Source organism: Nocardia yamanashiensis NBRC 100130 (assembly GCF_001613325.1).
GTDB lineage: Bacteria > Actinomycetota > Actinomycetes > Mycobacteriales > Mycobacteriaceae > Nocardia > Nocardia yamanashiensis.
Genome location: NZ_BDCD01000039.1, coordinates 1 through 13,837, shown reverse-complemented (window position 1 = coordinate 13,837; position 13,837 = coordinate 1). Strand labels below are relative to the sequence as shown.

10 protein-coding genes are annotated in these 13,837 nt (G+C 69.0%); 7 read left to right on the top strand and 3 right to left on the bottom strand.

The annotated features are described in order from the left end of the window. Positions 1 to 84: 84 nt before the first annotated feature. Positions 85 to 672 (bottom strand): TetR/AcrR family transcriptional regulator, encoded by a 588-nt coding sequence (locus tag NY1_RS35615; protein WP_233434630.1) that lies wholly within the window; start codon positions 670 to 672, stop codon positions 85 to 87. Between the two features lie 122 nt (positions 673 to 794). Between NY1_RS35615 and NY1_RS35610 the strand changes: the two genes are divergently transcribed. Continuing rightward, positions 795 to 2,372: an FAD-binding oxidoreductase gene (locus tag NY1_RS35610; protein WP_067721578.1), complete on the top strand. Its 1,578-nt coding sequence runs from the start codon at positions 795 to 797 to the stop codon at positions 2,370 to 2,372. Further along, positions 2,369 to 3,292, top strand: coding sequence for a diacylglycerol/lipid kinase family protein (locus NY1_RS35605; protein ID WP_084535962.1), 924 nt, complete (start codon positions 2,369 to 2,371; stop codon positions 3,290 to 3,292). Before NY1_RS35610 ends, NY1_RS35605 begins: the two co-directional genes overlap by 4 nt. Positions 3,293 to 3,606: 314 nt before the next feature. Here NY1_RS35605 and NY1_RS35600 read toward each other — a convergent pair whose 3' ends face one another. Then, on the bottom strand, positions 3,607 to 3,972 hold the full coding sequence (locus NY1_RS35600) for a hypothetical protein (protein ID WP_067721577.1): 366 nt from the start codon (positions 3,970 to 3,972) through the stop codon (positions 3,607 to 3,609). A 238-nt stretch (positions 3,973 to 4,210) separates the two neighbouring features. After that, entirely contained in the window at positions 4,211 to 4,921 is a 711-nt protein-coding gene (locus NY1_RS35595) for an AAA family ATPase (RefSeq protein ID WP_233434629.1), read from the bottom strand. A gap of 383 nt (positions 4,922 to 5,304) precedes the next feature. Here NY1_RS35595 and NY1_RS35590 point away from each other — a divergent pair, with 383 nt between their 5' ends. The 5 genes from NY1_RS35590 to NY1_RS35570 all read left to right on the top strand — a co-directional run. Next, positions 5,305 to 8,007 carry a valine--tRNA ligase gene (locus NY1_RS35590; RefSeq protein ID WP_067721576.1) on the top strand — a complete coding sequence of 901 codons (2,703 nt, stop codon included), beginning with the start codon at positions 5,305 to 5,307 and terminating at the stop codon, positions 8,005 to 8,007. Then, positions 8,004 to 9,452 carry a bifunctional tetrahydrofolate synthase/dihydrofolate synthase gene (folC, locus tag NY1_RS35585; RefSeq protein WP_439956061.1) on the top strand — a complete coding sequence of 483 codons (1,449 nt, stop codon included), beginning with the start codon at positions 8,004 to 8,006 and terminating at the stop codon, positions 9,450 to 9,452. The genes NY1_RS35590 and folC overlap by 4 nt, the downstream gene beginning before the upstream one ends. Before the next feature lie 70 nt (positions 9,453 to 9,522). Beyond that, complete coding sequence (locus tag NY1_RS35580; RefSeq protein ID WP_067721575.1) at positions 9,523 to 9,930, top strand: DUF4233 domain-containing protein; 408 nt, start codon at positions 9,523 to 9,525, stop codon at positions 9,928 to 9,930. A gap of 38 nt (positions 9,931 to 9,968) precedes the next feature. After that, positions 9,969 to 10,385 carry a nucleoside-diphosphate kinase gene (gene ndk, locus NY1_RS35575; RefSeq protein WP_067721574.1) on the top strand — a complete coding sequence of 139 codons (417 nt, stop codon included), beginning with the start codon at positions 9,969 to 9,971 and terminating at the stop codon, positions 10,383 to 10,385. 642 nt (positions 10,386 to 11,027) lie between these two features. Further along, positions 11,028 to 13,837: translation initiation factor IF-2 N-terminal domain-containing protein (locus NY1_RS35570; protein ID WP_157762673.1), on the top strand; the 2,810-nt coding region annotated here is incomplete at its 3' end.

Genomic DNA, 13,837 nt, shown 5'->3' with positions numbered 1-13,837 from the left:
GGCGGAAACAAGTGGAGAACGGTCGTAGGTGGACGTGAGCCGGGAGTCATGGGATGACGGCAACGGCGGAGTGGGCGTGGACGTCTATTGCGTTGTCGCGGAAGGCATCAGGTAGGCGTCGACAGCGTGCGCGAGCTCGATATCCAGGTGCTCCGCGTCCAGCCAATCCGCCACCGTGCCGGCCGATTGCACCGCTGATTGCGTGATCAGCAGCAGCATGGTGGCCATGTGGCGGGGTTCGCCGGCGCGAATCGACCCGTCGCGCTGGCCTTCCTGGATGACGGTGGTGAACAGGGTGATGAGCTTGCGCTGGTTGCGGCCCAGGCGTTCGAAGACGTAGGTGAGCATGAGATCGGTGTCGGCGCGGAAGATCTTGCCGAACACCGGATTCGCGCGCATCCGAGCCGAAGCCTCGGTGACCGCGGTGACCAAGCGGGTACGGCTGGGGCCCGTCGCGGGGACCGCTGCCCAGACGATCTCGCGTAGTTCCAGCACCAGCAGATCCGCCACCAGGGCGCCGGTATGGGACCAGCGGCGGTACACGGTCGGGCGGCTGACCCCGGCCCGTTTGGCCACCTCGGTGAGGGTGGTGCGCTTCACGCCGAACTCGATCACGGCTTCGCGCGCAGCCTTCAGGATCGCCTGATCGACGCCGGACAATGGTTCGGTCATGGGCTCACCACCTAGGTTCTCGTTACTACTTGACATTCTATGTCAGACTGTAACGCATGGTCGAAGAACGAGCAGCAGCCACATCGACGGAAAACCCGGGCGAGCCGCAGGTCCGCGCGAGTATGGTGTGGGACGCCTGGGGCTCCCCGTCCGGACACAAACCGTTGCCGGACAAGATTCGGGGACTGCTCGCGCAGGTATTCGGGGTGTCCGGGGAACCGGTGACCCGTCGCGATGAGGGCGACGTGCCGCTGCGTGACTCCGCGCTCACTCCGGACCAGCATGCCGGGCTCGACGCGGTGGTCGGAGCGGAGCACGTCTCGATCGGCCACCGCGATCGGCTGCTTCGCGCGGGCGGTAAATCCACCCCGGATCTGTTGCGCCGCCGGGCCGATGGGACGCAGGACGCGCCCGACGCCGTCGTCTTCCCCGCCGATCACGCCGAAGTGCTTGCGCTACTGGAATATTGCTCCGCCAACCGCATCGCCGTGGTTCCGTTCGGCGGCGGCACCAGCGTCGTCGGCGGGCTCGACCCGGTGCGCGGCGCGTTCGACGCCGTCATCGCCATCGATCTGGGGCGGCTGAACGACCTCACCGAAATGGATCCGATCAGCGGCACCGCCACCCTCGGCGCGGGGCTGTCCGGCCCGCAGGCCGAGGAACTCCTTGGCAAGCAGGGCTTTTCGCTCGGGCACTTCCCGCAGAGCTTCGAGTTCGCCACCATCGGCGGATTCGCCGCCACCCGGTCCTCCGGGCAGGCCTCGGCCGGCTACGGCCGCTTCGACGACATGATCGAGCGCCTCCGAATCGCCACGCCCACCGGCACTCTCGACCTGGGCCGCGCACCCGCCTCCGCCGCCGGACCCGATCTGCGCGAGCTGTTCTCCGGATCGGAAGGCACCCTCGGCATCATCACCGAGGTCACCCTGCGCGTGCACCCGGTCCCCGAAACCACCGCCTACCAGGCCTGGTCGTTCCCCGACTTCACCACCGGAGCGAACGCGCTGCGCACCGTCATCCAGACCGGCGCCGCCCCGACCGTCATGCGACTGTCCGACGAAGCCGAAACCGGGCTCAACCTGGCCCGCGCCGGAGACGTCGGCGGCGCGGCCGTCGGCGGCTGCCTGGCCGTCACCACCTTCGAGGGCACCGCCGCGCACGTCGCCGCGCGCAGCGCCGAAGCGCACGCCCTGCTGCTGGCCGCCGGCGGCACCGCGCTGGGCGAACAGCCCGCCGCCGAGTGGGAGCACGGGCGGTTCTCCGCGCCGTACCTGCGGGACGCGCTGCTGGACGTCGGGATTCTCTGCGAAACCCTCGAAACCGCCACCAGCTGGTCCAATCTGGCCGATCTGAAGGCGAAAGTGACCGCCGCGCTGGTCGATTCGCTCACCGAGGGCGGGGCGCCGGCGCTGGTCATGTGCCATATCTCGCACACCTATCCGACCGGGGCGTCGCTGTACTTCACCATCGTCGCCAAGCAGGGCGCGGATCCGATCGCGCAGTGGGCGCGGGCGAAGCGGGCCGCGGGCGATGCCATCGTGGCGGCGTCCGGGACCATCACCCACCACCATGCCATCGGCGCGGATCATCGGCCGTGGATGACCGACGAGATCGGCGACCTGGGCGTTCAGGTGTTGCGGGCGGTGAAAAACGCGGTCGACCCCGCGGGCATCCTCAATCCTGGGAAGCTCATCCCGTGAGAAAGATTCGCTCCGTCGCGCTGGTGACGAACCCGCTGTCCGGGCAGGGCAAGGGCGCGCAGGTCGCGATCGCGGCGGCCGACGCCTTCGCCGCGCGGGACGTGGAAGTCACCGAACTGCGCGGTGATTCGGCCGCCGACACCATCCGCCTGGTGCGGGAAGCGCTCGCCGATCCGTACGCCCGGCCTGACGCGGTGGTGGCGGCGGGCGGCGACGGGCTGGTCTGCGTGGTGTTGCAGGGGCTGGTCGGCAAGGATGTGCCGCTCGGGCTGATCCCCGGCGGCACCGGCAATGACCTGGCCCGCCAGCTCGGCATCCCGGACGACACCGCCGCCGCGGTCGATACGGTGTTGCGCGGCAAGACCCGCACCATCGACCTGGGCACGGTGCAGGCGCAGGACGCGACCGAACCCATGTGGTTCGCGACCGTCACCGGCACCGGGCTCGACGCCCGAGTCACCCTGCGCGCCAACCACATGCGCTGGCCCAAGGGCCCGCTGCGCTACACCCTGGCCGCGGTCATCGAACTCGCGGGCAAGCTCGCGGTGCCCTACAAGATCGAGTTGCACGGTTCGCCGGACCACCCGGACGGCACCGTCATCGAACTGGACGCCGTCATGGTCGCCGTCGGCAACACCAAGACCTACGGCGGCGGCATGCTCATCACCCCCGACGCCGAACTCGACGACGGCCTCCTGGACCTGACCGTGGTCGGCGCCATGCCGCGCCTGGACATGCTCAAACTCCTCCCGGCGCTGTCGGCGGGCAAACGCATCGAGCACCCCGCCACCGTCCAATACCGCGCCTCCACGATCACCCTGACCGCCCCGAACGCCCCGGCCACCGCCGACGGCGACCCGGCCGGCCACCTCCCCGCCACCTTCGAAGCGCACCGCGCAGCATTGGAAGTACTGGTCTAGCCGACAGCCCACCAAATCCCTTCATGATCAACGGCACATGAGTGCGGCGACACGCCGGAAAACCCCCTCACTGCTGTGCCACTCAACCCCGATGTCCTTTGCTCTTTGCTCGAGAGGTCGGCAACGGTCGGAACGACGCCGGAAGGTGAGATGACGGCACCTCGCCAGGGGGACCACAGTCGGGGACGGCACCCGACGCACCCACACTGTTTCGTTTCCGCCATAGGCGGGCCGGCCGACAAAAGGCGCCCCGCACCGGGAAGGTGCGGGGCGCTTGGCATTTCGGAGCGGCCGCAGTGGAACGGCCGCGGGTCTCACCAGTCCTGGAGCAGGACAACGCCTTCCGAATCGACGATCAGGTCGACTGCGCCGCCCGGGCGATCGGCGGCCTCGGCCACGATGTCGCGCAGGCCCGCGTACACGCTGTAATCGTCCTGGGGGAGTTTGGAATCGGACTGCACGCCCACCGTGACCAGTCCGGTGGGGGCGTAGCGGTCGGCGAGGGCGGGAATCGGGCTGTCGGCGAGGGCGCGGGTTTCGCCGGGGGAAAGTTCCACTCCGGCGGCTCCGGCCTGCGGGATGACGAACGGCGTTGCGGCGGAGGCGGTTCCGGCGGCGATGGCTCCGGCGATGGTGGCCCCGGCGAGCGCGGCGGTGACGGTAATGGTTCGAACGCGCATGGTGACTCTCTTTCCGGGGGGAGGGACGGTGGTGTCCCTGGAGGAGTTGTCGGGTACTGCGTCGGAACTGAGGACGACTGGCGCCAGCCGGATAGCCAGAACACATCACCGCAGGTGGAGCTGGCAAGGGGATTGCGGCTCAGCTCACGCGGGCGCGGCGGTGTGGGTTCGCACACGCCCGCTGACCGGGCGAATCGGACACGGCTTCCGGTCCGAACGCCCGATGGTGAGCGACCGCTCAGGCCGCGAAGGAGACCGCGCGCAGCTCGCGTACCGCCGCCCGATCCAGGATCACCACCGACTCGGGAGCGGGGTGCGGCTTCACGCCGGCGGCGGCCCGGTTCACCAGCCGCTGCCAGCGCAGATAGTGCAGCCGGAAGCTGATCCGCCCGACCTCCCGGCCGCGCGACACCTGTCCGGCCAGGGCGTGCGCGGCGGGGGCATCGATCATGACCAGATGCACGGTCCGCCCGCCGGTGCGCGCCCAGGCCGCCACCAGGCGCCGCACCCATTGCCGGGTGCCGCAATCGTGGATGACGACCGGTCCGTCCGCCCGGTGCAGCGCGCGGCGGATCCGCAGATAGTGCGTGACGTGCACGATCGGCAGCAGCAGCGGATACGGCACCCGGGTGAGCCGCCGCTGCCACCAGTTCCGAGAGTGCTGTGAATCCAGCAGCACCGCACCGTGCCTGCTCACGGTGGGCGTCATGCTCTCCGGGGTGAGCCCGAACAGTTTGCGCAGCGCCGTGCTCTTACCCGCGCCCGGCACCCCCGAGAAGATCACGGCCGCGGTCGCGGGGTAGCGCAGCTCGCAGACGGCGTCGCCGCGTAGGTCGTGCACCCGGCGCGGGGTGACCACGCGCGTTCCGGGGCGGCGGGACGGCAGGCGGTGCGGGCGGAAGCGGGTGACGGCGGCGGGTGCGGATCCGGAGTCGAGCGGGGGGTTCACCTTTTCCAGGATTGGCTGCGAAATCGCTTCCGGCAACCGGGAATTCCCTGAGTTTTCACTGAAATCCACCTCGCGCCGGGTTGCGGTGGTCCGCACCGATGTCCAACTTGCCGACCGACCGGCATGAAAACTGTGCAATCACACTGTGAATCACGGAAATACAGTGGTCGAACGCAACGTCGATGCAACGAAAAATGGCCTAGGCTGGCCCATTTGGGTCAGAACCTGAGAATTGCTTATGGATTCGCCGCCTCCGCCCGAATCCCCGGTAGGCTGAATCACGAGGGCGGGGCTTTCGGTGTCCCTCATCCGCCGAAAGCCCCGCTCTTCGGCTATCCAAAACCCGGTAGAGGTGGCAGAATCCCGCCCCTTAGAATCGCCAGGTGACCAGCGCAGCCTCTGAGAACCCACGCAATCGTGCCGATGCCCTCCCCAAGTCCTGGAATCCCGGTGACGTCGAGGCCGACCTGTACGAGCAGTGGGTAGCCGCCGGTTACTTCACCGCCGATGCATCCAGCGACAAGCCGCCGTACTCGATCGTGCTGCCGCCGCCGAACGTCACCGGCACCCTGCACATGGGCCATGCCCTCGACCACACCCTCATGGACCTGCTCACCCGCCGCAAGCGCATGCAGGGCTACGAGGTGCTGTGGCTGCCCGGTATGGATCACGCCGGTATCGCCACCCAGACCGTGGTGGAGAAGCAGCTCGCCGTCGACGGCAAGACCAAGGAAGACTTCGGGCGCGAGCTGTTCGTCGACAAGGTCTGGGACTGGAAGCGTGAGAGCGGCGGCCAGATCCAGGGCCAGATGCGCCGCCTCGGCGACGGCGTCGACTGGAGCCGCGACCGCTTCACCATGGACGACGGGCTCTCGCGTGCCGTGCAGACCATCTTCAAACGGCTCTACGACGCGGGGCTCATCTACCGCGCCGAGCGGCTGGTGAACTGGTCGCCGGTGCTGCAGACCGGCATCTCCGATCTCGAGGTGGATCACAAGGAGGTGGACGGCGAGCTGGTGTCCATGCGCTTCGGGTCGATGAACGACGACGAACCGTACGTGATCGTCGCCACCACCCGCGTGGAGACCATGCTCGGTGATACCGCGGTGGCGGTGCATCCGGACGACGAGCGGTACAAGGCGCTCATCGGCACCACCGTCTACCACCCGATCACCGGCCGCCAGATCCCGATCGTGGCCGACGACTACGTCGATCCCGAATTCGGTTCCGGCGCAGTGAAGATCACCCCCGCGCACGACCCCAACGACTTCGAGCTCGGCCTGCGCCACGGCCTGCCCATGCCGACCATCATGGACAAGACCGGCAAGATCGCCGACAGCGGAACCGAATTCGACGGCATGGACCGGTTCGAGGCGCGGCTGAAGATCCGCGAGCGCCTGGAAGCCGAAGGCCGCATCGTCGACCGCAAGTTCCCGTACAAGCACCAGGTCGGGCACTCCGAGCGCTCCGGCGAACCCATCGAACCGCGACTCTCCATGCAGTGGTGGGTCAAGGTCGAGGGCATCGCCAAGGCCGCGGGCGACGCCGTCCGCAACGGCGACGTCGTCATCCATCCGCCGAGCCAGGAACCGCGCTGGTTCGAATGGGTCGACAACATGCACGACTGGAACATCTCGCGCCAGCTGTGGTGGGGCCACCGCATCCCGATCTGGTACGGCCCCGAGGGCGAGATCGTGTGCGTCGGCCCGGACGAGCAGGCCCCCGAGGGCTACGTGCAGGACCCGGACGTGCTCGACACCTGGTTCTCCTCCGGCCTGTGGCCCTTCTCCACCATGGGCTGGCCGGACGCCACGCCCGAGCTGGCCAAGTTCTATCCGACCAGCGTGCTCGTCACCGGCTACGACATCCTGTTCTTCTGGGTGGCGCGCATGATGATGTTCGGCATGTTCGTCTCCGACGACGCCGTGCTGACCGCGGGCAAGGATCCGCAGCAGAAGCAGGTGCCGTTCCGGGATGTGTTCCTGCACGGGCTGATTCGCGACGAACACGGCAAGAAGATGTCCAAGTCGCGCGGCAACGGCATCGACCCGCTGGACTGGATCAACGAATACGGCGCGGACGCAACGCGATTCACCCTCGCGCGCGGTGCGCAGCCGGGCGGCGACCTGTCCGTCGGCACCTCGCACGTGACCGCCTCGCGCAGCTTCGTCACCAAGCTGTTCAACGCCACCAAGTTCGCGCTCATGAACGGCGCGCAGCCGGGTGAGCTGCCCGCGCGCGACACCCTCACCGACACCGACCGCTGGATCCTCGATCGCCTCGACGAGGTGGTGGCGGAAGTGGATTCGGCTCTCGACCGGTACGAGTTCAGCAAGGCCCTGGAGGGCCTCTACCACTTCGCGTGGGACGAATTCTGCAGCTGGTACCTGGAATTGGCGAAGGTGCAGTTCGCCGAATCCGAGGAACGCGCCGAGTCCACCCGCATCGTGCTCGGCAATGTGCTCGACGCCGTGCTGCGGCTGCTGCACCCGGCCATCCCGTTCGTCACCGAATCGCTGTGGCGCGCACTGACCGACGGCGCGGCGGGCGAATCCATCGTCGTCGCGGCCTGGCCGCAGGCTTCCGGCGCGACCGCCGACGCCGACGCCGCCCGGCGCATCGCCGACACCCAGAAGCTGATCACCGAGATCCGCCGCTTCCGCTCCGACCAGGGCTTGGCCGATTCGCAGAAGGTGGCCGCCAAGCTGATCGGCATCGACGCCGCCGAACTGCTCGACCAGCAGACCTCCATCGCCAACCTGGCCAAGCTCACCGCGGCCGGCGCCGACTTCGCCGCCACCGCCTCGCTCGAGGTCCGGCTCACCAATGCCACGGTGACCGTCGAGATCGACACCTCCGGGACCGTCGACCTCGACGCCGAACGCCGCCGCCTGGAGAAGGACCTGGCCGCCGCGCAGAAGGACCTGGCCACCACCACCGGCAAGCTCGGCAACCAGGGCTTCCTGGCGAAGGCGCCCGACGAGGTGGTCGAGAAGATCAAGGCGCGCAAGGAGATCGCCGAGACCGACGTCGAGCGGATCACCGCGCGGCTCGCGGAAATCGCCAAGCTGGCGGAAGCCAAGTGAGCGGCGACGAGCGCCGGTACGCCGAGGAGGGGCAGCCGCTGACCAGCGGCACCTCCCCGGTCGACCTCGCCGAAATGGCCCTGGTCGAGGCCGAACTCGACCAGCGCTGGCCGGAAACCAAGATCGAGCCGTCACTCACCCGGATCGCGACGCTGATGGACCTGCTCGGCTCGCCGCAGCAGGGGTACCCGGCGATTCACATCGCGGGCACGAACGGCAAGACCTCGGTCACCCGCATGATCGACTCGCTGCTCACCGCGCTGCACCGGCGCACCGGGCGCATCACCAGCCCGCACCTGCAGCTGGCCACCGAGCGGATCGCCATCGACAACGCACCCATCACGCCGGGGCGCTACGTCGAAACCTTCCGGGAGATCCAGCCTTTCGTCGAGATGATCGACGAACGGTCCAAGGCGGCGGGCGGGCCGGCCATGAGCAAGTTCGAGGTGCTCACCGCCATGGCGTACGCGGCCTTCGCCGAAGCGCCGGTGGACGTCGCGGTCGTGGAGACCGGGATGGGCGGGCGCTGGGACGCCACGAACGTGATCGACGGGCAGGTCGCCGTCATCACCCCGATCGGGCTGGACCACACCGACTTCCTCGGCCCCGACCTCACCTCCATCGCGGGGGAGAAGGCCGGGATCATCAAGAAGGCCGTGGACGACGGGCTGGTGCCGCGCGACACCGTCGCCGTGATCGCCCAGCAGGAACCCGAAGTCATGGACGTGCTGCTGCGCCGGGCCGTCGAGGTCGACGCGGCGGTCGCGCGCGAAGGCTCGGAATTCCAGGTGCTGGCGCGGCGCACCGCCGTCGGCGGGCAGGTGCTGGAACTGCAGGGCCTGGGCGGGGTGTACGACGACATTTTCCTGCCGCTGCACGGTGAGCATCAGGCCCGCAATGCGGTGCTGGCGCTCGCCGCGGTCGAGGCGTTCTTCGGGGCGGGGTCCTCGCGGCAGCTCGATATCGATGCCGTGCGAGCCGGATTCGCGAACGCCGTCAGCCCGGGGCGGATGGAGCGGATGCGCAGCGCGCCGACCATCTTCCTGGACGCGGCCCACAATCCGCAGGGCGCACAGGCTTTGGCGGCCACCCTGACCAGCGAATTCGACTTCCGCAAACTGGTCGGCGTGATCGCGGTGCTGGCGGACAAGGACGCCGGTGGCATCCTGGACGCATTGGAACCGGTCTTCGACGAGATCGTGGTCACCGAGAACGGTTCCCCCCGAGCGCTACCCGTGGACGATCTGGCCAACCTGGCGGTGCAGCGGTTCGGTGACGAACGCGTGGCCGTGGCACACGACCTCGCCGACGCCATCGAGACCGCCATCCATCTCGCCGAAGACGGCGACGACGGTGAACTGGTCTCCGGCGCGGGCATCGTGATCACCGGATCGGTCGTCACCGCCGGGGCGGCCCGCAGCCTGTTCGGAAAGGACCCAGCGTGAGCGGTCAGGCGCGAAGGAGGCAGCGCAGCGTAACCACGCAGCGCCCCGCTCACGCTCGAAAGGACACAGCATGACCTCCGACGCCACGCCCGAGGTGCCCGCGCCCGCCACCGATCCGTGGAAGGGTCTGCGCGGCGTCATGGCCGGGTCCCTCGTGCTGGAGGCGATCACCGTGCTGCTCGCGCTGCCGGTGGTCGCGCAGGTCGGCGGCGGACTGCGGTGGTGGTCGGTGCTGTACCTGGTCGGGCTGGCCGTGATCATGTTCCTGGGCGCCGGCGTGCAGCGGAAGCCGTGGGCGCTCTGGTTCAACCTCGGGCTCCAGTTCGCGCTGCTCGCAGGCGGATTCATCCATATCTCGATCCTGGTGATCGCCGTGGTGTTCCTCGCCGTGTGGCTGTTCATCCTGGTTTTGCGCGCCGACGTCAAGAAGAAGATGGACGCGGGCGCACTGCCCAGCCAGCGGATGACCGAAGCCTGAATCGTTGATCGGGCAACCTGCCCACTAGGCTGAACCGCGTGACTGAGCAGACTTTGGTACTCATCAAGCCGGACGGCGTTGCCCGCGGCCTGATCGGCGAGATCATCACCCGCATCGAGCGCAAGGGTCTGAAGATCGCCGCCCTGAAGCAGGTGAACGTCTCCGAGGAAGTGGCGGTCGAGCACTACTCCGAGCACCGCGAGAAGCCGTTCTTCGGCTCGCTGATCGAATTCATCACCTCGGGCCCGGTCGTCGCGGCCGTCCTCGAAGGTCCCCGCGCCATCGCCGCCTTCCGTCAGATCGCCGGCGGCACCGACCCGGTCGAGAAGGCCGTCCCCGGTTCCATCCGCGGCGACTACGCCCTCGAGACCCAGTACAACCTGGTCCACGGCTCCGACTCGCCCGAATCCGCCAAGCGCGAGATCGCCATCTGGTTCCCGGGCTTCGCGCAGTAGCGAGCCGCACTCCGGGGGCCCGCCCCCGACCCGAACGGGAAGAAGGTCTGGGGGCTTTGCCCCCGGACCCCCCGTTTCAACCCCTGCTTTCGGGGTTTCAGGGCGTGCCCCTGAGAGTCACGAGAGTTGTCCTTCTCACGACGCGCGACGAGCCCTGAAAGCCCGCGCGGGCGCGACGCCCCGAGGTCGTGTGGGATACTGGCTACGGAAGTGACCGACGCCCACCGTTTGCGGCAGGTAACGGACACCTCCGATTGACATCGCGGAGCGACGGACGATCATCGCTGCCGCCGACGGCTTCCAAGACTCGGCTGTCGGACAGGCACGCTGGATGAACGCTCGCAACGCGAAGTCGAGCCGAACAGCCAGGCACTGCGTGGCCAGCAAGCCCGAACGACGACAACACAGGTGACACCCGGGCCACGCGGAGCGGAGACCATTTCGTCTCGTGCCCTCCCGGGTTCGAGGCGCCACAGACAGCGCCCCCGCGTCGGCCGCGTCACTCCTCGGAGGGACGCGCCCGGGGGTCTCCGAGGAGAATTCGTGGCCGATCAAGAGCCGCAAGAAGCATCGCAGGTGAACGCAGGGGAGGCCGCTGGTATCGGTCAAGATCCGACCGACACCAATCCGGCTGCCGAACAGTTGCCGGAACGGATCCGAGTGCACGCACTGGCGAAGCTGCTGGGCGTAACCAGCAAACGCATCCTGGCCCATCTCACCGAAATGGGCGCTCAGGCACGCAGTCCGCAATCGAGTCTGGATCGCACCGTCGCCGAAACCGTCCGTGACGCCTTCGGGCCGCGCACGGTCGAGGCCACGCCCGCGGATCCGGAACCGATCGTCGAGACCAGCGTCGAGGAGGCCATCGCCGCCGGCGACGACCGAGCCGCCGACGAACTGGCCGCCGAGGAAGTCGAAGCGGCCGAGGCCGCGGTCGAACCCGCGCCGCCCGCGCGCCAGCCCTCCCTGTTCAACAACCCCTTCCAGGCCGCGCCGCAGGCCGAGGAGCCGGTGACTTATCAGCCGGCGGCCGCTGTGGCCGCGCCGCTGTTCCTGTCGCCGGACGCCGCCGCCATCGAGGAGACGCGCCGCAAGCGCCGCGCCGACCGCAAGGCCAAGGCGGAAGAGGTCAAGGCCGAAGAGCCGGTGGCCGAGGCTGCTCCGGTCGTCGAGGAGCCCGCGGTCGAGGAGACCGAGGACGACGGCGACTGGGACGGCGAGGACCGGGAGCAGCGCGGCGAGGGCACCTCGCGCCGGCGCCGCCGCGGTCGTCGTGGTCGCGGCCGGGGCCGTGGCGAACAGCACGCCGACGGCGAATCCGATGACTCGGAGGACGGCGAGACCGACGAGACGGTCACCGCCGACACCACCGACGCCGACGAATCCGGCGACGACACCGATGACGACGAGGATTCGGCCGCCGTGCCGGAGGGCTCGAGCAGCCGTCGCCGCCGTCGCCGTCGCCGCCGCAAGGGTGGCGAGGACAACGAGCCCGAAGCCGCCGAGGACGATCCGCCGAACACGGTCGTGCACGAGCGCGAACCGCGCAGCAAGCGCCGCGCCGCGGCCGCTGCCGCCGCCTCCGACGAGGTGCAGGGCATCAGCGGTTCGACCCGCCTGGAAGCCAAGCGCCAGCGCCGCCGCGACGGTCGCGAAGCCGGTCGCCGCCGCCCGCCGATCCTGACCGAGTCCGAGTTCCTGGCCCGCCGCGAGGCCGTGGATCGCGTGATGGTGGTGCGCGAGAAGCACTTCGCCGAACACCCGACCTCCACCACCCAGGTGGCGGTGCTCGAGGACAACATCCTGGTCGAGCACTTCGTGACCAGCACCGGTTCGGCCTCGATGGTCGGCAATGTGTACCTGGGCAAGGTGCAGAACGTGCTGCCGTCCATGGAAGCCGCGTTCGTCGATATCGGCCGCGGCCGCAACGGCGTGCTGTACGCGGGCGAGGTGAACTGGGAGGCCGCCGGACTCGGCGGCCGGGAGCGCAAGATCGAGCAGGCGCTCAAGCCCGGTGACACCGTCCTGGTGCAGGTCTCCAAGGATCCGGTGGGCCACAAGGGCGCTCGCCTGACCACGCAGATCAGCCTGGCCGGTCGCTTCCTGGTGTACGTGCCGGGCGGCACCTCCACCGGCATCTCGCGGAAGCTCCCCGACACCGAGCGCAAGCGGCTCAAGGAGATCCTGCGCGACATCGTGCCGCAGGACGCCGGCGTCATCATCCGCACCGCGTCCGAAGGCGTGAGCGAGCCCGAACTCGCGCGCGATGTCGAACGGCTGCAAGCCACCTGGCGCACCATCGAGGAACAGTCGAAGCAGGGCTCGGGCGCGCCCAAGACCCTGTACGAAGAGCCCGACCTGCTGGTCAAGGTGGTTCGCGACCTGTTCAACGAGGACTTCTCCAAGCTGATCATCGAGGGCGAGCGCGCCTGGACGACCGTGGAGAACTACGTCCGCACGGTCGCGCCGGACATGCTGAACCGGGTCGAGCGCTACGAGGGCACCGGCGTCGACGTGTTCGGCAGCCTGCGCATCGACGAGCAGCTGGCCAAGGCCCTCGACCGCAAGGTGTGGCTGCCTTCGGGCGGCACCCTGGTGATCGATCGCACCGAGGCCATGACCGTCATCGACGTGAACACCGGCAAGTTCACCGGGTCGGGCGGGTCGAATCTCGAAGAGACCGTTACCCGTAACAACCTGGAGGCGGCCGAGGAGATCGTCCGCCAGATGCGCCTGCGCGATATCGGCGGCATGATCGTCGTCGACTTCATCGACATGGTCCTGGAATCCAACCGGGACCTGGTGCTGCGCCGCCTCACCGAGGCGCTCGGCCGCGACCGTACCCGCCATCAGGTCTCCGAGGTCACCTCGCTGGGCCTGGTGCAGATGACCCGTAAGAAGCTGGGCACCGGCCTGGTCGAGGCGTTCTCCACCACCTGCGAGACCTGCCACGGCCGCGGCATCCTGGTGCACAACTACCCCGTCGAGGCGTCTCCGGCCGCCGAAGGCGAGGGCGTGGGCCGTCGTGAGGGTTCGCGTCGCCGCCGCAAGGATCGCAATGCCGCGGCCGAAACCGCGCCGGTCGCCGAGGCTCCGGTCGAGGAGAAGGCCGAAGCCGACAAGGACGAGCACGAGACCGAGCACAAGGCCGAGCAGGCCGCCGCGAAACGGGCCCACCCGGTCGCGATGGCGATGGCCGCACACCAGGCCGAGGATGCCGCGCACGCGGCCGTCGAGGATGCCGTGCACGCCGCGGACCTGGCGAATCTCGAACTGGCGCAGGCCGGTAGTGCGACCGAGGCCGATACGGTGGCCACCGCCGCGCAGCTGCTGACCGCCGCCGAGAACGCGGCGGCGGAAGCCGCGCTCGCCGCCGGCGCCGCCGCGAAGGTGGCCGACGCCGCGGAGACCGATGCCGCCCAGGCCGAGGCGGACGCCGCCGTGTCAGCGGT